We start from the raw sequence: 22,208 nt of genomic DNA, 5'->3' as shown, positions 1-22,208 counted from the left end.
GGGAGAAGCGCCATGACCATAGAGGCCAATGATCCCGCAATAGCCATCGTGGAAAAACCGGCTTCGCTGCGCCCCGTCCTCGAATGGATCGCGCGGCGAGCCGAGCCTGTTGTCATCGGCCTCGCGGCCATCCTGATCGGTCTTGCGCTCTTCTCCCTCTTCATCCTGGCGGTCGGCAAGTCGCCGGCCACCCTCTTCCAACTGATGTATACCGGCGGCTTCGGCAGCTGGTTTTCGGTGCAGAACAGCTTAAGTCGTGCCGCACCCCTTCTCCTGACGGCACTCTGCGTCGCCCTGCCCGCCCGTCTCGGCCTCGTCATCATCGGCGGGGAAGGAGCGGTCGTGCTGGGCGGCGTTGCCGCCGCAGCCATGGCTCTGCCGCTCGCCGGCACCGCGCCTGTTTTCCTCACCCTCATTCTGATGGCAATCGCTGCCATGGTGGTCGGCGGTATCTGGATCGGCCTTGCCGGTTTCCTGCGCCATTATCGCGGGGTCAACGAAACCATCTCCTCGCTGCTGCTCTCCTATATCGCCATTGCCCTGATGAACCAGTTCGTCGAAGGGGTGCTGCGCGATCCGGCGAGCCTCAACAAGCCGTCGACCAGGCCGCTGCCGGCGGAATACATGCTCGGCAATATTCCCGGCATGGACGTGCATTGGGGTCTCGTCATCGGCATCCTCGCCTGCATGCTCTCCTGGATCGTGATTGAGGCGACGTGCTACGGTTTTGCCGCCCGCATCGCCGGCGGCAACGTGCGCGCCGCGCAGATCCAGGGACTGCCGGTGGGCAGGCTGATCGCCGGATTTACCGCGCTTGCCGGCAGCTTTGCCGGTCTGGCGGGCATGATCGAAGTGGCGGCGGTGCAGGGAAGTGCCAACGCCTCGCTTGCCGCCGGCTACGGTTATACCGGTATCCTTGTCGCCTTCCTCGCCAGGCACAATCCGCTGGCGATCATTCCGGTCGCGATCCTGCTCGGTGGCATCGACGCCTCGGGTGGCCTCATCCAGCGGCGCATGGGCCTGCCGGATGCGACGGTTCTGGTGCTGCAGGGGACACTCTTCATCGTCATTCTCTTCTGCGAAACCTTCTACGGCCGCTTCAAGATCTTCAATCCCGACCTCTGGAAAAGGAGCCTCTGATGGAGGAGACAGGCATCGGCATCTGGGGCGTGCCGCTGGCGATCTTCGCCGGCGCCATCCGCGTTTCCACGCCCTTCATCTTCGTCAGCCTCGGCGAGACGATCACCGAACGCTCCGGCCGCATCAATCTTGGCCTCGAAGGCACGCTCGTCTTCGGCGCCATGACGGCCTATGCGGTGGCCGTCATGACTGGCTCCCCGACCCTCGGCGTGCTGGCCGCAATGGTGGCGGGCGCGATCTTCGGCCTCATCCACGGCTGGATCTGCAAATTCCCCAAGGTCAACGACATCGCCATCGGCATCGCCATAATGCAGTTCGGTCTCGGCATGGCGTTCTTCCTCGGCAAATCCTTCATCCAGCCGGTTGCCCCGAAACTGCCCTCGATCCCGCTCGGCGGCTGGTCGAGCACTCCGCAGGTCCAGGCGGCGCTCAATATCAACGTGCTGTTCTTCATCGGCGCGGCACTTGCCCTCTTCCTGTTCTGGGCCTTCAAGAACACGCGCATCGGCCTGATCCTGCGCGTCGTCGGCGACAGCACCGACGCAGCCCGGGCCATGGGCATCCACCCGGACCGGGTTCGCTTGCTGGCAACGGCAGTGGGCGGTTCGTTGGCGGCAATCGGCGGCGCCTATCTCTCGCTCTACTATCCGGGCTCCTGGAACGAAGGCATTTCGTCGGGCCAGGGCCTGATGGCCGTGGCCCTTGTCATCTTCGCCCGCTGGAACCCGATCGGCTGTTTCCTGGCCGCCCTGCTTTTCGGCGGTGCCGGCGCGCTCGGCCCGGCGCTGCAATCGGTCGGCGTCACACAAGGCTACTACCTTTTTTACGCCGCGCCTTACGTGCTGACCCTCATCATCCTGATCGCCACCTCCTCGCCCACCCGCTCGCTCGCGGGTGCGCCGGGTGCGCTGTCGCTCACGAAATAACGGAGCATCCCGATGAACGGACTTGGCGGTCTCAACAAATCCGAACACGGCATCGGTATCGGCCTGGTGCAGCTCCAGCTGCCGGTGACCGTCACCAAAGCGGATCTGGCAAAACAGACGCAGGTGATCGTCGATCTGGTGGCCAAAGCGCGGCGCAACCAGCCGGGCATGGACCTCGTCGTCTTTCCCGAATACGCGCTGCACGGCCTTTCCATGGACATCAATCCGGAGATCATGTGCACGCTCGACGGGCCGGAGGTCGCGGCCTTCAAGCAGGCTTGCAGAGACAACCGGATCTGGGGCTGCTTCTCGATCATGGAGCTCAACCCCGGCGGCATGCCCTACAATTCCGGTATCGTCGTCGACGATCAGGGCGAGTTGAAGCTCTATTATCGCAAGATGCATCCCTGGATCCCCGTCGAGCCGTGGGAGCCCGGCGATCTTGGCATCCCTGTCATCGAAGGCCCCCGAGGCGCCAAGCTCGCGCTGATCATCTGCCATGACGGCATGTTCCCGGAGATGGCGCGCGAATGTGCCTATAAGGGCGCCGAAATCATGATACGCACCGCCGGCTATACGGCACCGATCCGCGATGCCTGGCGCTTCACCAACCAGGCCAACGCCTTCTGCAATCTGATGATCACCGCGAATGTCTGCATGTGCGGCTCGGACGGCACGTTCGATTCCATGGGTGAAGGCATGATCTGCAATTTCGACGGTACGATCATCGCCCACGGCACCTCCGGCCGGCCCAACGAGATCATCACCGCGGAGGTGCGTCCCGACCTGGTGCGCGAGGCCCGGCTCGGCTGGGGCGTGGAGAACAATATCTATCAGTTCGGCCATCGCGGCTACGTCGCCGTCGCCGGCGGCGCGCAGGATGCGCCCTACACCTACATGCACGACCTTGCCGCCGGCAAATACCGCCTGCCGTGGGAAGACGAGATAAAGGTCAAGGACGGCACGTCCTGCGGATTTGACAAGCCGATGCGCCGTTACGGCGACCCCCTCAAACCTGCCGCGGAATAGGAGAGAGAATGATGGACGCGATGGTCGAAACCAAAGGGCATTTTATCGACGCCGATCCGTATCCGTGGCCCTATAACGGCGCGCTGAGGCCTGATAACACCGCCCTCATCATCATCGACATGCAGACGGATTTCTGCGGCAAGGGTGGCTATGTCGACCACATGGGCTACGACCTGTCGCTGGTGCAGGCGCCGATCGAACCCATCAAACGTGTGCTGGCCGCCATGCGGGCCAAGGGCTACCACATCATCCACACAAGGGAGGGCCACCGCCCGGACCTCGCCGATCTGCCGGCCAACAAACGCTGGCGCTCGCAGCGCATCGGCGCCGGCATCGGCGATCCCGGCCCCTGCGGCCGCATCCTGACCCGTGGCGAACCCGGCTGGGACATCATCCCCGAACTCTACCCGATCGAAGGCGAGACGATCATCGACAAGCCCGGCAAGGGTTCGTTCTGCGCCACCGACCTCGAACTCATCCTCAACCAGAAGCGCATCGAGAACATTATCCTCACCGGGATCACCACCGATGTCTGCGTCTCGACGACGATGCGCGAGGCGAACGACCGCGGCTACGAATGCCTGCTGCTGGAGGACTGCTGCGGTGCGACCGACTATGGAAACCACCTCGCTGCCATTAAGATGGTGAAGATGCAGGGCGGCGTCTTCGGCTCGGTCTCCAGTTCCGCGGCTCTAGTCGAGGCGCTGCCCTGATGCCGTCATTGCGTGCCCATGTCTTTCGCGTGCCGGCCGACGGCCCCGATGACGTTGCCGGCGTCGAGGCGCTCTTTGCTAGCGGCCTTCAGGCGAACAACGTTGTCGCCGTTCTCGGCAAGACGGAAGGCAACGGCTGCGTCAATGATTTTACCCGCGGTTATGCCACCCGCAGCTTCGAGACATTGTTCAGCAGATATGGCGTCGACGGCGTCTCGATCATCATGTCCGGCGGCACCGAGGGTGGGCTCTCGCCGCATTGGACGGTTTTTGCGCGTGAAACCGTAGAAACCCCGGGCGAACGGGCGCTGGCCATTGGTGTGTCGCGTACCCCCGCGCTGCCCACCGAACATCTCGGGCGCCGGGAACAGATCCTGCTCGTTGCCGAAGGCGTGAAGTCCGCGATGAGGGATGCCGGCATCGGTGATCCCGCCGATGTCCATTTCGTGCAGATCAAGTGCCCGTTGCTCACCTCGCGCCGGATTGCCGAGGCCGAGGCAGCAGGCAGGACGGTCGCAACCCACGACACGCTGAAATCCATGGGCCTCTCGCGCGGCGCTTCGGCTCTCGGCGTCGCCGTGGTCCTCGGCGAGATAGATGCGACATCGATCGGCGATGCCGACATCTGCACACGTTTCGATCTCTTTTCCCGCTGCGCCTCAACCTCGTCCGGGGTCGAACTCACCGATCACGAAATCATCGTCCTCGGCATGAGCGCAAAATGGTCCGGTCCGCTGTCGATCGACCACGCGGTCATGCGGGATGCGATCGACGCGCATTCCGTCAGGAAAGCCCGCGAACGCCTGCCGGAAAACAGCCGGCTGGCGGCGGTTCTCGCCAAGGCCGAGCCGGACCCGTCCGGCAGGATTGGCGGCAGGCGCCACACGATGCTCGATGACTCGGATATTGCAGGCACCCGCCATGCCCGTGCCTTCGTCGGCGGCGTTCTCGCCGGCATCTTCGGCATTACCGATCTCTATGTGTCCGGCGGCGCCGAACACCAGGGTCCGCCCGGCGGCGGTCCCGTCGCCATCATCGTCGAAAAGGAGCAATGAAGTGAGCACAGTCCGCGACACGCCCCTTCCGCAAGCCGGCAAGGCCGTCGGCATCGAGACGCTCGATATGACCATGCGTTTCGGCAGCTTCACCGCGCTCGACAACGTCTCGATCGCCGTTCCGGCCGGCTCTTTTCACGCGCTTCTCGGCGAAAACGGCGCCGGCAAGTCGACACTCGTCAAATGCATCATGGGCTTCTATCACGCAACCTCAGGCTCGCTGTCGGTCGACGGTCGCGAGGTGGCGGTTGCCTCACCCAAGGATGCAGCGGCCTATGGGCTCGGCATGGTCTACCAGCATTTCACACTGGTTCCCTCTCTGACCGGCGCGGAAAACCTTGTCATCAGCCGCACCGAAGTGCCCGCGGTGATCAACTGGGCCAGGGAACGCAAGGATCTGGCGGATTTCATGGAGCGCATGCCGTTCAAGATCCCGCTCGACAGGCCGGTGAGCGAGCTTGCCGCCGGCGAAAAGCAGAAGCTCGAAATCGTCAAGCAGCTCTATCTCGGCCGCTCCTTCCTCGTCCTCGACGAGCCGACTTCGGTGCTGACGCCCGCCGAAGCCGACGAGATGCTTGGCATCGTGCGCGGGATGACCGAGCGCGGCGAGCTCACCGTGCTGATGATTTCCCACAAGTTCCACGAGGTGACGAAGTTCGCTGATGCCGTCTCGATCCTGCGGCGCGGCAAGCTGGTCGGCACCGGCAAGGTCGGCGAGCTCTCCACCGCCGAGATGGCGGCGATGATGATCGGCGACGTCAAGCTCGCCGAGCTCGACAGCCGTCTGCCGGTGGCGGAAGCGGCAAGACCCGTGCTGACCGTCAGCCAGGTGAAGGCCCCGGATCGCTCCGGCCTGAAGACGATCGAGATCGACGCGCTTACGGTTCGCTCCGGCGAGATCGTCGGCATTGCCGGCATATCGGGCAACGGCCAGAAGGAGCTGACGGAAATTCTGGCCGGCCAGCGCCCGACCGATAGCGGCCAGGTCATGGTCAATGGCGAGGCTTACGGCGCCACCCGCGACGAGACCCGCAAGAACAGGGTGCGTTTCATCCCCGAAGAGCCGTTGCAGAATGCCTGTGCGCCGAAGATGACCGTGAGCGAGAACCTTGCGTTCCGCACCTTCGACTTGAAGCAGAACGGCAAGGACGCGATCTGGCTGAACAAGGGCAGCATGAAGAAGCGTGCCTCGGCGCTGATCTCCGACTTCAAGGTCAAGACGGCCTCTTCCGCCTCGCCGATCGCAGCGCTTTCGGGCGGCAACGTGCAGCGTGCCGTGCTCGCCCGCGAACTGACCGGCGATGTCGAACTGCTGATCGTCTCGAACCCCTGTTTCGGTCTCGATTTCTCGGCCGTTGCCGAAATCCGCGCCCGCATCATGAAGGCACGCAATCTGGGCGCCGCCGTGCTGCTGCTTTCCGAGGACCTCGACGAACTGCTCGAGATGTCCGACCGCATCATGGTCATTTCGGAAGGCAAGCTGGTTTACGAAACGTCGGCGCGCTCGGCCGATATCGGCGTGATCGGCGCCCACATGGCGGGACATCATTGATGGCACAGATCAAAGCCGAACCTTTCGCCTTTCCGGTGAAGCACGATGAGCTCGCCCTCATCGTCATCGACATGCAGCGCGATTTCGCCGAGCCCGGCGGCTTCGGTGCAAGCCTCGGCAATGATGTCAGCCGCATCACCAGGATCGTGCCCGATGTCAAACGCCTCATCCAGGGCTTCCGCAATGCCGGCCTGCCCGTGATCCATACGATGGAGTGCCACCGGCCGGATCTTTCCGACCTGCCGCCGGCCAAACGCAACCGCGGCAATCCTTCGCTCAGGATCGGCGACGAAGGCCCGATGGGCCGCGTCCTGATCTACGGCGAACCCGGCACCGCAATCCTGCCGGAGCTCTCTCCTGTGAAGGGCGAAGTCGTCATCGAAAAACCCGGCAAGGGCGCCTTCTACGCCACCGAACTCGGCACCGTGTTGCAAGAGAAGGGCATTCGTCAGCTCGTCTTTGCCGGTGTCACCACCGAAGTCTGCGTGCAGACGACGATGCGCGAAGCAAACGACCGCGGCTATGAATGCCTTCTCGCCGAGGAGGCGACGGAGAGCTACTTCCCCGAATTCAAAGCCGCAGCCATCGCCATGATCCGCGCCCAAGGCGCAATCGTCGGCTGGACCGCGCATGTCGACGACATTCTGGAAAGCATCGCCCATGCCTGAAACGACCCGCGAAAGCCTGACGTCAGGCGGCTGGAAGGCGCTGGAATTCGGCCCCTTCCGCGATGCCGTCACCATTCACTGGATCCGCCCCTTCGAGGGTGATCAGCCGGGCGTGGCGCTGCTGAAATATGAGCCCGGCGCCTCCGTTCCCCGCCATCGTCACGAAGGGCTCGAGACCATCCTGGTGCTCGACGGCGTTCAATCCGACGAGACGGGCGATTACATCAGCGGCAGTTATATCGTCAATGCACCCGGCAGCGAGCATTCGGTCTGGAGCGATACCGGCTGTGTCGTGCTCATCCATTGGGACCGGCCGGTGAAGATATTCGAAGAGGAATTCGCATGATGCCGTTCCTCACTTTCGAGAGTGCCTCGCGGTTTTAACTCGGCGCTGTCGCGACTTGCTCTGCAGACGGGCTGGCGATCAGCATGGCGATCTTCAATCCGACTATGCCGCGCAAATCTTCGCCGTTGCGCCGTTTCGCGTGTCCTCTACGGCTCCGATCGCCATTCCGGCGCGCCGTCCCTCATAGAAGGCATAGGGAGCCTGCCTTGGTGCCACACCATCGCCGATCTCGACGAAGGGGATAGCGAGTTCGGCCAGCTCCAAGGCGAGCCAGTTCGCGGCAACATTGGTGGTGGAGAAGACGAGGCTGTCGGCTCCGATCGTCTCTCGTTTTCCGGTCAGGTGGGAGACGAGGATTGCGGCATTGCCTTGCCAGCTCTCTATGCTGGTCTCCGATCGGAATTGAACGCCGAGCATGCTGAGTGTCCGGCGCAGGGGAACGTCGGCGGAGGTGCGCTGCAGTTCCTTTCCGATGAGTGCGTCGGGTGTGACGAGCACGACCTCGTGCCCCTGCTCGGCGAGCTTCCAGGCCGTGCCGCAGCCCTTCCAGCCGCCGGTTTCGTCCACCACGACAACACGTTTGCCGAGCCGTGCCTGGCGGGCCATGACGCTTTCGGCGGAGAAGACGTTTCCTCGTTCAATGCCGGCGAGCGACGGGTGGTTGGGCATAGCCTTCTGAAAGCCTGTCTCCTGCGGCAGCGATCCGGTCGCTAAGATCACCACGTCGGCGCCGATCTCGGCGACGTCGCTTCCCTCGATATAGCTGTTGAAGCGAACCTCGACGCCGAGTTTTTCGAAGCAGGTTTCGTACCAGCGGATGAGGTCGAGGATCTGCGCCCGCCGGGGTTGCTCGCCGGCAAGGCGGAAAGCGCCGCCCAGCCGGTCCGAGGCTTCCGCAAGAATAACCCGATGGCCTCGTTCGGCGGCCACGCGCGCCGCTTCCAATCCGGCTGGCCCTCCCCCGACGACCAGCACGAACTGGGGATTGTCGACAGGTTCGAACCGGTCACCGCCCCATTCGGCCTCGCGCCCGACGGAAGGGTTGATCAGACAGCTGATCCAATAGTCGCGCGAGCGGCGGCCCCAGCACATCTGGTTGCAGGACAGACAGCCGCGAATATCTTCAGGCGTGCCCAGGCGCGCCTTGTTGGCAAGATGCGGGTCGGCGATCTGGCCGCGGACGATCGAAACCAGATCCGCGGCCCCCTCCCCGAGCGTGATTTCCGCATTTTCGGGCGTTCGAATATGGCTTTCCGCCGTCACCAGCGCATGGTTCACGACCTGCTTGAGGCGGGCCGACAGCTCGACACCCAGTCGCTCGGGATAGAGAAAGGTCGGCATCAGGCTGCCATAGTCGAAATATCCGCCCGAGCCGCAGGTCACGTAATCGATCAGCCTCTTTTCATCGAGGCCGGCAACGATCTCGGTCAACTGATCACGATTGAGAGCCGTGGGACAGCCCGGCTCGTCGCTGACGGTCAGCCCGATGATGAAACCCGGGCCGCAGGCCTGCCGGATGCGGCTGAGAATTTCCCTGGAGAATCTCGTTCTATTTTCGAGGCTCCCGCCCCAGCGATCCTCGCGGCGGTTATAGAAGGGTGTCCAGAACTGATCGAGAAGCCCGCCATAGGCGGCCCAGACCTCGACGCCGTCAAAACCTGCCGCCCGACAGCGCAGCGCCGCCTTGACGAAGGCCTCGATGGTCTCCTCGATCTCGTCCTCCGTCATCGCATGCGAGCCGTCGCTGTCGTGATAGCTCGGTCCTCCCGAAGGCGACCAATGCGGATGAAAGGAAAGATCGGAGTCTCCGTGGCTTCCGACATGATAGAGCTGCTGGACGATGACGGCCCCATGCTGCTTGACGCTGTCGGTCAGCCTCTTGAACGCCGGGATGACGGAATCGTCCGATGTGCGGAAATTGCCGCGCGTCAGCACGGTCGCCGGATGGACCGGCATCGGCTCGACGACGATCATCGCTGCCCCGCCGATCGCCCGTTCGACATAATAGGCGGTGGTCTGATCGCCCGGCAGTCCATTCACCGACATATTTGCCGTATGGGCGCCGAACACGATCCTGTTGCGCAGCCTATGGCCTGCAAGCGTGATGTCCGAGAAGGTCTTCGGAAAGGAACTCGTCATGTTGAATCCTAGCGGGTTTCACGGTTTGCAGTGCGGACGCGCGGGCCCCGGCGGCCCGCGCGCTTATCGTTCAGAAAGCGGCGGTGATTTTCTCCGCCACATCGGCGCTCAGCCACGACTTCCAGACCTCCGGATGCTCCTTGAAAAAGTGCACCGCGCCGTCGTCACCGCCGGCCTGGGTATCGGTCATCCACGACATGACCGAACTGACGGTCTGATTGTCCCATGAGCGCTTGCGCAGATAGTCTATCACGCCGGCATTTCCGCTTTCCGCCAGTTTCTGCGACACCAGCGTCACCACATGGTCCTTCGGCCACTCGTTCTTTTTCGGATCGGGACAATCGGCAACGGTGTTGCAGCGCTTCCACTCCGCCGCATCGTTGGTGACGCCGGCTTCGAGACGCACCATGGAATATTTCCCAAGAAGGGCGGTCGGCGACCAGTAATAGCCCATCCATCCCTCTTTGTGCTCATAGGCCCGCGCCATGGCGCCGTCGAGACCGGCCTGGGTTCCGGGGTCGACGAGGTCGAAGCCCTTGGCCTCGCCGCCATACGCCTTGAAAAGCTGGGCAGTGACGACCGAGCCGCCCGATCCGGTCGGACCGTTGAAGACCGCTCCTTTCGCGGTATTCTCGGGCGCGGGGAAAAGCTCCGGATGCGCGAAGGCATCATCGACGGTCTTGATCTCGGGATGAGCGTCGACGATGAATTTCGGTATATACCAACCCTGAATGCCGCCATCGGTCAAGGCTGGTCCGATATTTACAATTCTGTGCTCGTCGACGCCGCGTCTGACGATTTCCGGAACGAGATCGACCCAGGCCTCGCCGGCAATGTCGGGCTGCCCTTTTTCCACCATCGAGGTGATCGTCGGCACGGTGTCGCCGGGCACGAACTCCACCTGACAGCCGAAACCGTGCTCGAGGATGAATTTGTCGACATGGGCGAGAAGTTCGCCGCTTTGCCAGTTCATGTTGGCGACGGTGACGGTACCGCAAGCGGCGCTGGCGTTGGATGCGATGCCGGCGATCAAAGCGACCGTCGAAATTGCGAGAAGATTCTTCATTATGTTCCCCTTTTGCGCTTTGGCATGTCTGCTTGGCGGGAGGGAATGCCGGTTTTCCGAGCCTCGGACCGCGCCTCCCAACGCAAATCGATGGTATTTGTCTTGGTTGCCGCGGTATTGTACGTTTAGGACAATTTCCATGGCCCGGAGGACCATCGTTTGCAGCGCGACTACTCCCAGCTGGGGCCGAGCAAGCCGCCACCCGAGATCACCTCTCCGCTCAGGGTGGGGATCGTCGCGACACCGAACTTCACGCTGATGCCGCTTGCCTGCTTCACGGATTTTCTCCGGCTTGCAGGCGACGAAGGTGATTTCAGCCGGCGCATCTATTGTGACTGGGATCTGCTGTCGCACAGTCTCGATCCGATACGGTCGAGCTGCGGCCTGGAATTGACACCCGGCAGGACATACGGGAATCCCAGTGATTACGACTTCATCGTCGTGCATGGAGGCATACTCCATGCCGACCACAGGATCCCGCCGGAACTCTATGACTTCGTTACTGCCGCCGTTTGCAACGGCGTGCCGGTGGCCGGCAATTGTTCAGGAAGTTTCGTGCTGGCCGAGGCGGGCCTGCTTGCCGGAAAGAAATGCGCCGTCCATTTCACGCTGGCGGGGCTGCTGCGCCAGACTTTTCCGGATATCACTCCGATCACCGACCGGCCGGTCGTGGTCGACGGAGACGTCATAACCTGTCCCGGCGGGTTGGCGTCGATAAAGCTTGCAATGTATCTGGTCTCGAATGCCTGCGGGGAATCCCGTGCGCACAAGGCGTTTCACTACCTTCTCGGCGATCACGGTTTCGACAGGCAAGGCGCGATCGAAGAGCCCGATCTCGGCATGAAGTGCGGGGATCGCCGCGTCGTGAATGCGATCGGGCTGATGCGGCAGAAGATGTACGAGCTCTGTTCGCTCGCCGACATCGCGGCGAGCGTCGGTACATCGGAACGGGAGCTTTCCCGGCTTTTCCAAAAACATCTGCAGGTCGCTCCCGGCGAATATTGGCGCCAGATGCGCCTGAAAGCCGCGAAGTGGATGGTACTTAACAGCGATCGGTCTATCGCCCAGATCGCCTATGAATGCGGCTTTACCGATTGCGCCCATCTGGTGAACTGGTTCAGGCGCACCTATCACGTCACGCCCGCAAAACTCCGACGGTCGCATCGCGAACTGGGCGTGCGCTGACGGGAACTGCTTCAGCCAACGCCTCGCAAAAATTCCTCGGTCTCCATCAGTTCGAGCTGCACGGAAAAGCGGTCGTGCAGGAGTTCCAGCGAGGCGTCGTGCGTATCGTCGGCGCCGCTGCAGACGGCGTCTTTCAGCACGATCACCCGATAGCCGAAATCGATGGCGCCGAGTGTTGTGGCAAGCACGCAGACATCGGTTTCACCGCCTGTTATCACAAGCGTATCGACCCGTTCCGACTGAAGGATCGGATGGAGGCGGCCGTCGATCCAGGGGGAATAGGTGCGTTTGTCGAAGTGCCTTGCCGGCGGAACCAGTGATGTCAGCGATGAGGCCAAATCGACGAGGTCGCGCGGAAGATGCTCGCCGGTCATCATCCACCATTTCCGGTAATAATCCCGCCATTTCCCCGGCATCTCGTCGGCATGATCGGGTGGCAGGAAGCGGGTAAAGATCGTTCGGGACGGGTGCCGCCCAGCGAGTTCCTCGATCTGCGGCGAGACCCGCGCCATCCAGGGAACATGCCAAGGCGTGTCTTCGGCAAACATCCGCTGCATGTCGACGCAAAGGTGCCGCCACTCGCCTATCTCGCCCATCCCATCCTCCGTTCTCCAGGCGTCAACCGCCGCCCGCGGCGAAAGTTCCCGTGACCTGTGGAAGATCGGAAGCCTTCAGGCGACGGCGCCTGAAGCGGTTGTCAGTAATCCGGCGGCGCTCTCAGCTTCGCGGAAACAACCGAGTTCGCGGAGAGGAACCGGTTTGGAGAAGAAATAGCCTTGGAGGTCGGTGCAGCCAAGGGCGGCCAGGAAGTCGCGTTGATATTCGGTTTCAACCCCTTCCGCCGTCGTCGAAATACCGAGGTTGCGGCTGAGCGCGACGATGGCGCCGATGATCGCTGCGCCGTTGGCTTTTGTGCCGAGCAGCGAGACGAACGATCGATCGATCTTGATGCGGTCGATGTCGAAGCGCATCAGATGGCTGAGGCATGAAAAGCCGGTTCCGAAATCGTCGAGCGAAATCTGAACACCTCGGCTGCGCAGCGACTTCAGCACAGAATAGACGTCCGAGTTGTCCTCGATGAGCGAGGACTCGGTAAGCTCGAGCTCGAGCCGCGATGGCGGCAGTCCGCTCTCTTCAAGCACGGCGAAAACTTCCTCGGCAAAATTCGGCCGTCTCAACTGGGCGGGAGACACGTTGACGGCAACAAACGTATCGTCGGGCCATTTGCAGGCGGCTTGGCAGGCTTCGCGCAGCACCCAGAAACCGAGAGCGTCGATGAGGCCGCCCTCCTCGGCGACAGGGATGAAGCTGGCGGGCGTCAGCAGACCACGCTGGCTGTGACGCCAGCGCACCAGCGCCTCCGCGCCCGACGCTGCGTATCCGCCCTCGGCGCGGTGCACCGTTTGGTAATAGACCTCGAGCGATCCGAAGTCCGGCCTGGTTGTAATAGGATCCGAAGGTGAGCCGGCGGATGAAGCCGTGCCTTTGGCGAGAACTTCGCGCAATTCGTTTTTGAGAATGTCGCGCGCGTTCCTGCCGCCGTCCATGGAGGGCGAATAGAGGCGCCATTGACCTCTGCCGCCCATCTTTGCCTCGTAAAGCGCGACGTCGGCATAGCGCATGATGTCGTCGGCATTTCGGCCGGCATCCGGCACGACGGTCACGCCGATCGAGCCGCCGACGCGGGCGACTGCCTCGCCGTGCAAAAGCGGAAAGGGCTTGCCAAGTTCGGCAACGATGGCTTCGCAGATTGCCGGCAAAACCTGATCATGATCTTTGATGTCCCGGAGAAGCAGGGCAAATTCGTCGCCTCCGAGCCGGGCAAGCGTGTCGGCTGGACGCAGTATGGCGCGGATCCGCTCCGCAGCCATCCTGATGAGTTCATCGCCGGCCGCATGGCCGAACGTGTCGTTCACGGCTTTAAAGCGGTCGAGGTCGAGAAGCGCAACGGCCGAGCGCTCGGACGAATTGCGCGTCTCGGCCAGGCACTCGTCGAACCGCATCGCGAACAATGCGCGGTTGGGAAGATCGGTCAGCACATCATGCAAGGCAAGCTGCCGCGCATGCAGCTCGCTCTTCTTCAACTCGCCGAGACTGCTTCGCAGGCGCACCAGCAGAAACGAGAACAGGACCGCGATCACCAAGGCTGCAATCGAAAGCGCCGGCATCAAACGGCCGATCACTCTCGATCCCGGAAGATCGGGCCGCCAGACGATGAAGCCGATCGGTTCGCCGTTTGCCGTCGCGTCGATCTGAAACGCAACCTCGTTCTCGTCGGCATCGGCGGTACGCGCAAAGCGCGCCCCGTTGAGCCCCTGTTGCCGGCTTAATTCATCGAGCGCCGCGCCATCGATAAACCGAACGACGACCAGGAATTGCCGTATCGGCTGCTGCCGTCCCTGATCGGCGTCGTTGATGGCGACGACCCCGACGATCGTCGGGCGGCCTTCCAACCGCATCAGATTGGCCAACGCACGGTTGGGGCGGGCGGCACTCGCAACGCGGCTTTCCATCGAGGACGGCGTTCGTTCCGACGCCGTCCCTTGTCTCACCCCCAGGCGGGCATCCTGAAGGAGAGGCGCAAAGAGGGGCTTCATCCAGCGGTATCGCTTTTCCGTCTGGGCGTCCGACAGCATGAGTAGTTGGGCCTTCTCGTCGACGACGAAAGCCTGGTCGTAACCGAAGGCGGACATTGCGGTCTGGCTGATCGCACTGCCGGCCGCCGCCGTCAGGACGGCGTCGAGGCTGGAGGAGCCTCCGTTTGACCGGGCGGCAGGATAAACGCGTGTGAGGTAGCCGTTGCCGAACTGGCCGATAACATGTGCGACCTGATCGACCTGCTCTCGCAGGCGCGCATTCACGAGCTGGCGCTGGCGATCAAGGGCGGCGGCGTCGCTCTCGGTTCCTGCCCAGAGCGCCGAAAGCACGACGAGCCCAATCGCTCCCAGCCCGCTGACGGCGATCAGAAAGAGAATCCTTCCCGAGGCGATCCAGGATTGCTGAAACGTATTGGAGCTGGAAGGAACAACGATGTGCAAGCCTAGACCCCTGAACACCACGATATGGGCGCATGCGTCGACGCTAGCAAAGAAGCGTTCACGTAGAATTAAAAGCTGGGGCGCACTATGGGCGAGATCGAATAGCCCCAAGGAGCACACGACGATGCTGCGCATATCCCTTCAGACGATGTTGCGCGCAGCGCTGATGGCGGGGGGCTTCGGTATGTTGTTGGCCGCGGCCGTGCCAATCCAGGCTGCCGCGCAAGATCGTATGCCGATGCGAATTGCCGTCGAAGGCGCATTTCCGCCCTTCAATTATCTCGATGCAAACAACAAGCTTCAGGGCTTCGACATCGATATTGCCAATGCGCTTTGCGAGGTCGGCAAGTTCGAATGCCAGTTCATCATCGAGAAATGGGACGACATAATCCCCAACCTCGTTGCCGATAAATACGACGCAATCATCTCGTCCATGTCGATGAGCCTCGAGCGGCGTCAAAAGGTTGCCTTCACGGAAAAATACTACAACAGCCCCTCCGTGTTCATCGCTCGGAAGGATTCGCCGATCAGCGATGTCAGCCCCACTGGCCTCAGCGGCAAGATTCTCGGAGTGACGTCGTCGACGGCGCAGGAATCCTACGCCAACCATCTCTATCCGGAGATGAAAAAGAAGATCTTCCGGTCTTCGCCTGAATTGTACAAGGGGTTGTCGGATGGCAGCGTCGATATCATCCTGGAGGACAAACTCGCCATCTACGACTGGATCGCCAACACCAAGGCGGGAACCTGCTGCGAGTTCAAAGGACCGGATCTGGTCGACGTCACATACTTCGGCGAAGGTGCCGGCATCGCGCTGCGCCTGGATGACAAGGAGCGTCTTACACGCTTGAACGAAGCGTTGAAGAGCATCAAGGCGGATGGGACCTACGACATGATCAACGCAAAATATTTCCCGTTCAGCATCCAGTAATTCCGCCGGCAAATTCCTGATGAATGCAGGATGGCCGGCTTGCGGCCGGCCATCCCATCGCGTCGAGTGTTCAATCGTAACCGCTAAGCGGCTTTCGCGACGTCCCCGTGCGGATCGAGGACGAATTTCGTCGCCGCTCCGTGGTCGAAGCTCTCATATCCGGCGGCGGCCTCGTCGAGCGGAATGACCTTGGCGTTGACGATATCGGCAATCGGCAGCCGGTCGTGCAGGATCGCCTGCATGAGCTGCCGATTGTACTTGAGCACCGGCGTCTGGCCGGTGTGGAAAGACTGCGCCTTGGCCCAGCCGAGGCCGAAGCGGAGCGACAGATTGCCGTGCTTGGCGGCATTGTCGACGGCACCAGGATCCTCCGTGACGTAGAGGCCGGGAATACCGATCGAACCTGCGGCGCGGGTGATCTCCATCATCTGATTGAGCACGATCGCCGGCTGTTCGCCGCCCGAATGGCCGCGCGCTTCGAAGCCGACCGCGTCGATGGCGCTGTCCACTTCATTGCTGCCGACGACCTGGGCGATCATGTCGCCGAGGCGGTCGCTCTTGGAGAGATCGATCGGTTCGAAACCGACCCTTGCCGCATGCGCCAGGCGATCCTTATTGAAATCACCGACCATGACGACGGCGGCGCCGAGGATGCGCGCCGAAGCGGCAGCCGCAAGGCCGACAGGGCCGGCGCCTGCGACGTAGACGGTCGATCCGACCCCGACGCCTGCGCGCACAGCGCCATGGAAGCCGGTTGGCAGAATATCGGAGAGCATGGTGAGATCGCGGATCTTCGCCATCGCCTTGTCCCGATCAGGGATTTTGAGCAGGTTGAAATCGGCATAGGGAATGGTGACGTAGCGCGCCTGTCCACCGATCCAGCCGCCCATGTCGACATAACCATAAGCGCCGCCGGCGCGGGCCGGATTGACCGTCAGGCAGACGCCGGTATCCTGGGACTTGCAGCAGCGGCAACGGCCGCAGGCGACATTGAACGGCACCGAGACGATATCGCCGATGTCGAGCATCTCGACGTCGACGCCTTTCTCGATGATCTCGCCGGTGATTTCATGACCGAGGACCATGCCCGGCATCGCCGTCGTGCGGCCGCGGACCATGTGCTGGTCGGAGCCGCAGATATTGGTGGAGATCACCTTCAGGATGACGCCGTGCTCGATGCGGCGGCCGTCGGGCGCTTCCAGCTTCGGGTCGTCGATGTCGCGAACTTCGACCTTGCCCGGCCGGAGATAAACGACGCCTCTATTCTTGCTCATGGATTCCTCCCATTCGTTGAATGCCTCGATCTGCAACCGATGCAATCGATGGCAATTTTTCCTCCGGCCTGCCTCCTCTGCAGCCCGGTATTCACAACGCCGCATCGGGCGATATACGAATTTCGCAAATAGGCGGGGACAGATTGGATGGAGGGGAAGAGTGAAGACGATAGGTCTGGCCTGTCGTTTCCGCTCGTCATCACCGCCGCAATCCGCCGATTTGCTGCGCAAAGAGCTGGTTTCGGACTCCAGAACCTCCTTTCGATTCATCTTGGAATCTTCGGTCGGCCTTCCAACGGTTCTGTCGCCAGTGACGAGCGCCTTGAACATCACAAGCAAACCATGCCCGGCGGAAAACAGCGCCCGAAAAAACGACATGGGCGCAACTCAAAGACGACAGTCGGAAAACTCCGATAGCATGCCGCCGGAAGCTATGAGTTGATCCCCGGAATAGGGCGGTTTTCCGAATCGGTTCAGAAGATTTGAATTGCAGATCTCCGATCAAATGGCCTGAGCAATGCAAGGTTTCTCTGCCGGTTGTCGCGCTGTGATCGCCTCTGTCCGACCAGCGGCAGATGCCGTTGCCAATCGTGATTGGACATCGGCTGCGACCTGAGCCACGCTATTTTTGGGAGCGGACCATCTATTTTTCTCGGAGATAGGAGGCCGAAATGGAACAGTATGCACTGGAGCAGTTGAAAACGATTGCGAAGGTCAGCACGACCTGCAAGCGCCTTGACTTAACGCGGCGCGAACGGATTGAACGGTGGGCCGAAAGTCTCGAACGCAGCCCCAGACCGTTTCTTAAGACGCTTCACGAAACGGAATATCAGCCGATCGCAGATCGCATAGCCATGCGGGATGACGACACGCCGATCTCGGTTGCATTCGCTGATCCCATTCTGCGGGCGGCAGGAATGGAAAATGATAGTTACGGAGAAGCCAAACGGTTCTTCGAACTCAGCGACGGGGAACTGCACGAGCTTGTCTGCTTCTGTCATTTTGGTGAACGCGTCAGCGCGGCAACAGTCGCTCGCCGCGTGCGTAAGATGGCAGATCCTCAACCAAGCGGATTTTTCGCTCAGCTTCGTGCGTTCTTCGGCTAATTGAGGCTAAAGACCCCATGACGCTGCAAAGCCGGCTCTAAAGCGCGTCGCGATCTTTCAGATTCGCTCCTTGCGCTTTAGATCTTTGCTTTTACGCATGTCGTTACGGCAAAAGCGCTTCGCGCTTTGCCTGGGAAAACCGCTGTACACTTTTGCGCGACATGCTTAGCGGTCGCGTGACTGCTGGCTGCGGTTGAAGTCGATTGCCGTGTGCCAGAACACGGCGCCGAGGATGATTGCGCCGCCGAAATAGGTGGCGACCGGCGGCTGTTCCGAAAACAGCAGCCAGACCCAGAAGGGCGTCAGCACGATTTCCATCGTGCCGATCAGCGCGGCTTCTGCCGGCGGCATCCGTTTTGCGCCGGCGAGGAAGAGCACCAGCGCTAGCGAGAAATTGGTGGCGCCGAAGGCGGCAAGGACGATCCAGTTGTGCAGGTCGAGCGAGCCGACCGAACCGAACGGCGCGAAGATGACGAGGGTCAGGAAAGCGCTGACGACGGTCGGCGGCAGGCTCGGCACGCCGGGATTGATGCGCGGAATGATGATGACGAGCGCGAAGGACGCGGTCATGCCGAGCGCTAAGAGGTCGCCCCAACCAGTGCCGCCGCCGATCGACGAGGCGACGATGACGCCGACGCCGAAGAGGGACACGGCGCCGGCGATCAGCGTCCGCCTGGCGACCCTCTCTCCGAGGATGAGCCAGCCGAACAGAGCCGCAATGAAGGGCGTCGTCGCATAGATCATCGTCACATTGGCGACGGTAGTCATGTAGAGCGCCCCGATGAAACATCCCTGACTGAAGGTCTGGCATGCGATCATCGCAAGACCGGAGGGATGGAAGACGGAACGCCATTGCCGCCGCGAGATGCCCCCTTCGAGGAAAAGGCAGGGGATCAGCAGGAACAGGCCTCCGAACAACGACCGCCAGGCGATCGCCGTCCATACGTCGGTCGTGAGCAGCCGCGAGTAAACGCCGCTCGCACTCCAGGCGAGCGTCGCGGCAACGATGAGAAGCACACCCTTCTCGTGCTCGCTGCCTGCGAGGCGCGTGGTCGGATTTTCAATGGTCACGCAGATGGTCTCAAAGAAGGAAGTCGAACGCCGCTCATTTCTGCGCCGGTAATTGACATAAGACAAACGAATAGTAGAGATAGCTCTTATCGATTTTTTCTATGGCTCTGTCATGCATGAACCAATCGAGAGCGATCTCTTGAGGACCTTCCTGGTCGTCGCCGAGACGTCGAATTTCTCTGCGGCTGCCCAACGCATCGGGCGGACGCAGTCGGCCGTCAGCACCCAGATTAAGAGGCTCGAGGCGGCGATCGGCGAGATCCTCTTCGAGCGTGGCGCCCGCGGTGTACTGCTCACCCGCCAGGGCATCCAACTGGTGCCTTATGCCCGCAGGGTGATCGACCTCCTCAACGAGGCCGCCGCGACGATCCGCAGCAAGCCGCTCGACGGGCCGGTGCGGATCGGAATTCCCGAGGAATATAGCCAGACGGTGCTGCCGGCAGCCCTTGCGGCTTTCGCCGTGCGCCATCCGGCGGTCGAGGTCACGGTGTCCTGCGACTACACGGTCCGCAACCTCGCCGCCCTGGAACGGGACGAACTCGATCTCGCCGTCGTTTTCGACTGGAGCGACCAGAACAAGGGCGAGGTCCTCTGCGTTGATCCCACAGTCTGGGTCACATCGATGGTCCACCGGCTGCATGACATCGATCCACTGCCCGTCGCGACCTATCGCAATTCCACCTGGTCACGCGATTTTGCGCTCCGCTCGCTGGAACAGATCGGCCGCAGCTACCGGATCGCCTTCATCGCCGATACCGGCTCGGGGCTGAAGAACGCGGTGACCGCAGGCCTTGCCGTCACCACGCTTTCCCGCAGCAGCATCCCGCCCGGCTGCCGGGAACTGACCGCCGAAGACGGTTTTCCGCCGGTCGATTCCTCGAAGGTCGTGCTTCGCCGCAGCACGTTCCGTTCCAGCGAGGCCGTCCGGGAACTCGCCGAAATGGTGCGCGAAGCCTTCCAGCCTATGGCGGCGCCGGCGATGGCGTGATGCGGCGGCGCAGGCGGCGACGGGTTTCGGACGGGCTCTCGGAAAAACTCGCCCGGTAGCTTCTTGCAAAGGCCGAGGCTGAATTGAAGCCGGTCGCCGCCGCGATGTCGGCGAAGGAGGCTGTTGTTTCGATCACCTTGCGGCGCGCCGCATTCAGCCGCAGCGCCAGATAATGCACATGCGGCGGCGCGCCGATACTCTGTTGGAAAAGATCCTGCAGATGCCGGGCGCTGACGCCCACCCTGCGGGCGAGCCGCGCCAAAATCAGCGGCTGCTCGATATGCTCCTCCATCAGTCGTACCGCCTGCGTCACGCGGGGATCATGCATGCGCAGTCCCGCCGAGGCCGCCGACAGCGGTTCATCGATATGAAAGGAGGGCTGCTCGTAACGGAACAGCCGGCTGACCTCGAGCGCCAGCGAATAACCCTGCCGCTGCCGGATCACCTCAAGCATCAGGTCGACGGTCGGCAGCGAACCCGATGTCGTCAACCGCTTGCCGTCGATGACGAAACGGTCTTTGACGGCCCTGACCTCAGGATAGGCCAGCGCAAAATCCTCGTAATCCTCCCAGTGGACGGTCGCCGGCAGCCCGTCGAGCAGACTTGCTTCCGCCAGCAGCCATGTGCCGGACTCGATGCCGGCAATGATCGTGCGGTGTCGGGCCGCCTGCGACAGCTGCATCTTCAGCGCCGGCGTCGCGCTGCGGCGCCAGTTGTAGCTGGCCAGCACGAAAAGCGGCGTCTCCTCGGTCGTCGCCTGGAAAGTGCCCTCAGCCGGGATGGCGATCGCGCTGGTGGTCGGGACCGGCGCTCCGTCCGGCGTCAAGAGCCGCCAGCGATAGAGTTCGCTGCCGGCGATGCGGTTGGCGCCGCGCAGCGGCTCGATGACCGACGCGATCAGGATCAGGTTCGTCTCCGGTAGGACGAGAAGGTCGATATCGAGCGGTTCCGTTGATCGCTGCAGCAAGGTCATCTCCTCTAGTTCCGATAATGTATCGATAGCTTCCGAGAATGCAAAGCATCTCCGCCGATCCTGCCGCGTAATGCCTGACAACACGGGGAGAACAAAAATCATGCCTCTTGCGATGAACCGCGATGTCTTCATCACCTGCGCCGTCACCGGCGCCGGCGATACGGTTTCCAAATCCAGCCATGTTCCCATTACTCCCAAGCAGATCGCGGACTCCGCGATCGACGCCGCCAAGGCTGGGGCGGCCGTTGTTCACTGCCATGTCCGCGATCCGGAAACGGGGGCCGCCAGCCGCCGCAACGATCTCTATAGGGAAGTCACCGACCGCATCCGCTCGGCCGATATCGATGTGGTCCTCAATCTAACCGCCGGCATGGGCGGTGATCTGGTGTTCGGCAATGTCGAAAGCCCCCTTCCCCTCAATCCGAGAGGCACTGACATGGCGGGCGCCAGCGAGCGCGTCAGCCATGTCGCCGAATGCCTGCCCGAGATCTGCACGCTCGACTGCGGCACGATGAACTTCAACCTCGGCGATTATGTCATGACCAATACGCCGGCCATGCTGCGGGCCATGGCGAGGAAGATGACGGATCTCGGCGTGCGACCGGAGATTGAGGCCTTCGACACCGGCCATCTCTGGTTCGCCAGGCAGCTTGCCGAGGAAGGCCTGATCGAAGACCCGGTGCTGATCCAGCTCTGCATGGGCATTCCATGGGGTGCGCCCGACGACCTCAACACGTTCATGGCGATGGTCAACAACCTGCCTCAGAGCTGGACCTTCTCGGCCTTTTCGATCGGCCGCAACGCCATGGCCTATCCGGCCGCGGCGGTGCTGGCCGGCGGCAATGTGCGCGTCGGCCTGGAGGATAACCTCTTCGTCGGCAAAGGCCAGCTCGCCACCAATGCGCAGCTCGTCGAAAAGGCCGTGCAGGTGGTCGAGGGCATGGGAGCGCGCATCATCGGACCGGAAGATGTGCGCAAGAAGCTGAAGCTGACGAAACGCTGAGGATA

General features: G+C 62.1%; 21 protein-coding genes. 14 read left to right on the top strand and 7 right to left on the bottom strand.

From position 1 onward, the window contains the following. The first annotated feature begins 12 nt into the window (after window positions 1-12). The 8 genes from OS035_RS20870 to OS035_RS20835 are packed head-to-tail and all read left to right on the top strand — an operon-like array spanning window position 13 to window position 7,429. Window positions 13-1,140, top strand: a complete 1,128-nt coding sequence (locus tag OS035_RS20870; RefSeq protein WP_183780138.1) for an ABC transporter permease — start codon at window positions 13-15, stop codon at window positions 1,138-1,140. Continuing rightward, entirely contained in the window at window positions 1,140-2,066 is a 927-nt protein-coding gene (locus OS035_RS20865; RefSeq protein WP_183780135.1) for an ABC transporter permease, read from the top strand. Before OS035_RS20870 ends, OS035_RS20865 begins: the two co-directional genes overlap by 1 nt. A 12-nt stretch (window positions 2,067-2,078) precedes the next feature. Then, window positions 2,079-3,095, top strand: coding sequence for a formamidase (locus tag OS035_RS20860; RefSeq protein WP_183780132.1), 1,017 nt, complete (start codon window positions 2,079-2,081; stop codon window positions 3,093-3,095). An 11-nt stretch (window positions 3,096-3,106) separates the two neighbouring features. Next, the gene (biuH, locus tag OS035_RS20855; protein WP_131711313.1) at window positions 3,107-3,808 is read left to right on the top strand and encodes a biuret amidohydrolase; all 702 of its coding nucleotides are present in this window, start codon (window positions 3,107-3,109) and stop codon (window positions 3,806-3,808) included. Continuing rightward, window positions 3,808-4,863, top strand: a complete 1,056-nt coding sequence (gene atzD / locus OS035_RS20850) for a cyanuric acid amidohydrolase (protein WP_131711222.1) — start codon at window positions 3,808-3,810, stop codon at window positions 4,861-4,863. The genes biuH and atzD overlap by 1 nt, the downstream gene beginning before the upstream one ends. A 1-nt stretch (window position 4,864) precedes the next feature. Then, window positions 4,865-6,415, top strand: a complete 1,551-nt coding sequence (locus OS035_RS20845) for an ABC transporter ATP-binding protein (RefSeq protein WP_183780129.1) — start codon at window positions 4,865-4,867, stop codon at window positions 6,413-6,415. Then, window positions 6,415-7,083: a cysteine hydrolase family protein gene (locus OS035_RS20840; protein ID WP_183780127.1), complete on the top strand. Its 669-nt coding sequence runs from the start codon at window positions 6,415-6,417 to the stop codon at window positions 7,081-7,083. The genes OS035_RS20845 and OS035_RS20840 overlap by 1 nt, the downstream gene beginning before the upstream one ends. Then, window positions 7,076-7,429: a cupin domain-containing protein gene (locus OS035_RS20835; RefSeq protein WP_183780124.1), complete on the top strand. Its 354-nt coding sequence runs from the start codon at window positions 7,076-7,078 to the stop codon at window positions 7,427-7,429. Before OS035_RS20840 ends, OS035_RS20835 begins: the two co-directional genes overlap by 8 nt. A 102-nt stretch (window positions 7,430-7,531) precedes the next feature. Here OS035_RS20835 and OS035_RS20830 read toward each other — a convergent pair whose 3' ends face one another. After that, window positions 7,532-9,568 carry an oxidoreductase gene (locus tag OS035_RS20830; protein ID WP_183780123.1) on the bottom strand — a complete coding sequence of 679 codons (2,037 nt, stop codon included), beginning with the start codon at window positions 9,566-9,568 and terminating at the stop codon, window positions 7,532-7,534. A 70-nt stretch (window positions 9,569-9,638) separates the two neighbouring features. Then, on the bottom strand, window positions 9,639-10,634 hold the full coding sequence (locus OS035_RS20825) for a glycine betaine ABC transporter substrate-binding protein (RefSeq protein ID WP_097626196.1): 996 nt from the start codon (window positions 10,632-10,634) through the stop codon (window positions 9,639-9,641). Between the two features lie 159 nt (window positions 10,635-10,793). Between OS035_RS20825 and OS035_RS20820 the strand changes: the two genes are divergently transcribed. Next, window positions 10,794-11,819, top strand: coding sequence for a GlxA family transcriptional regulator (locus tag OS035_RS20820; protein ID WP_097626195.1), 1,026 nt, complete (start codon window positions 10,794-10,796; stop codon window positions 11,817-11,819). Between the two features lie 11 nt (window positions 11,820-11,830). Here the strand turns inward: OS035_RS20820 and OS035_RS20815 are convergent, their stop codons facing one another. Further along, window positions 11,831-12,415 carry a cysteine hydrolase family protein gene (locus OS035_RS20815; protein WP_097626194.1) on the bottom strand — a complete coding sequence of 195 codons (585 nt, stop codon included), beginning with the start codon at window positions 12,413-12,415 and terminating at the stop codon, window positions 11,831-11,833. A gap of 75 nt (window positions 12,416-12,490) precedes the next feature. Next, a complete protein-coding gene (locus OS035_RS20810) occupies window positions 12,491-14,878 on the bottom strand; it encodes a putative bifunctional diguanylate cyclase/phosphodiesterase (protein WP_331814028.1) in 2,388 nt (795 codons plus the stop codon). 103 nt (window positions 14,879-14,981) lie between these two features. Here OS035_RS20810 and OS035_RS20805 point away from each other — a divergent pair, with 103 nt between their 5' ends. Next, window positions 14,982-15,788 carry a transporter substrate-binding domain-containing protein gene (locus OS035_RS20805; protein WP_183780120.1) on the top strand — a complete coding sequence of 269 codons (807 nt, stop codon included), beginning with the start codon at window positions 14,982-14,984 and terminating at the stop codon, window positions 15,786-15,788. An 83-nt stretch (window positions 15,789-15,871) separates the two neighbouring features. Here OS035_RS20805 and fdhA read toward each other — a convergent pair whose 3' ends face one another. Continuing rightward, complete coding sequence (gene fdhA / locus OS035_RS20800; protein ID WP_331814027.1) at window positions 15,872-17,062, bottom strand: formaldehyde dehydrogenase, glutathione-independent; 1,191 nt, start codon at window positions 17,060-17,062, stop codon at window positions 15,872-15,874. A gap of 160 nt (window positions 17,063-17,222) precedes the next feature. Here fdhA and OS035_RS20795 point away from each other — a divergent pair, with 160 nt between their 5' ends. Together OS035_RS20795 and OS035_RS20790 are read left to right on the top strand one after the other, a co-directional pair. Then, entirely contained in the window at window positions 17,223-17,504 is a 282-nt protein-coding gene (locus tag OS035_RS20795) for a hypothetical protein (protein WP_131711207.1), read from the top strand. Between the two features lie 229 nt (window positions 17,505-17,733). Beyond that, window positions 17,734-18,168 (top strand): hypothetical protein, encoded by a 435-nt coding sequence (locus OS035_RS20790; RefSeq protein ID WP_097626191.1) that lies wholly within the window; start codon window positions 17,734-17,736, stop codon window positions 18,166-18,168. A gap of 165 nt (window positions 18,169-18,333) precedes the next feature. Here OS035_RS20790 and OS035_RS20785 read toward each other — a convergent pair whose 3' ends face one another. Continuing rightward, on the bottom strand, window positions 18,334-19,239 hold the full coding sequence (locus OS035_RS20785; protein WP_183780117.1) for a DMT family transporter: 906 nt from the start codon (window positions 19,237-19,239) through the stop codon (window positions 18,334-18,336). 112 nt (window positions 19,240-19,351) lie between these two features. Here OS035_RS20785 and OS035_RS20780 point away from each other — a divergent pair, with 112 nt between their 5' ends. Beyond that, the gene (locus OS035_RS20780; protein ID WP_310806206.1) at window positions 19,352-20,227 is read left to right on the top strand and encodes a LysR substrate-binding domain-containing protein; all 876 of its coding nucleotides are present in this window, start codon (window positions 19,352-19,354) and stop codon (window positions 20,225-20,227) included. On the opposite strand, the gene OS035_RS20775 is transcribed toward OS035_RS20780, so the two are convergent. Continuing rightward, complete coding sequence (locus OS035_RS20775) at window positions 20,202-21,194, bottom strand: GlxA family transcriptional regulator (RefSeq protein WP_375166343.1); 993 nt, start codon at window positions 21,192-21,194, stop codon at window positions 20,202-20,204. The genes OS035_RS20780 and OS035_RS20775 overlap by 26 nt on opposite strands. Before the next feature lie 106 nt (window positions 21,195-21,300). Here OS035_RS20775 and OS035_RS20770 point away from each other — a divergent pair, with 106 nt between their 5' ends. Beyond that, on the top strand, window positions 21,301-22,203 hold the full coding sequence (locus OS035_RS20770; RefSeq protein WP_131711204.1) for a 3-keto-5-aminohexanoate cleavage protein: 903 nt from the start codon (window positions 21,301-21,303) through the stop codon (window positions 22,201-22,203). The last annotated feature ends 5 nt before the right edge of the window (window positions 22,204-22,208 follow it).

Origin of the sequence: Rhizobium sp. 268, from assembly GCF_036571585.1 — a bacterium.
Taxonomy (GTDB): Bacteria; Pseudomonadota; Alphaproteobacteria; order Rhizobiales; family Rhizobiaceae; genus Rhizobium; species Rhizobium redzepovicii.
This window is presented reverse-complemented; position numbering and strand designations above follow the sequence as displayed.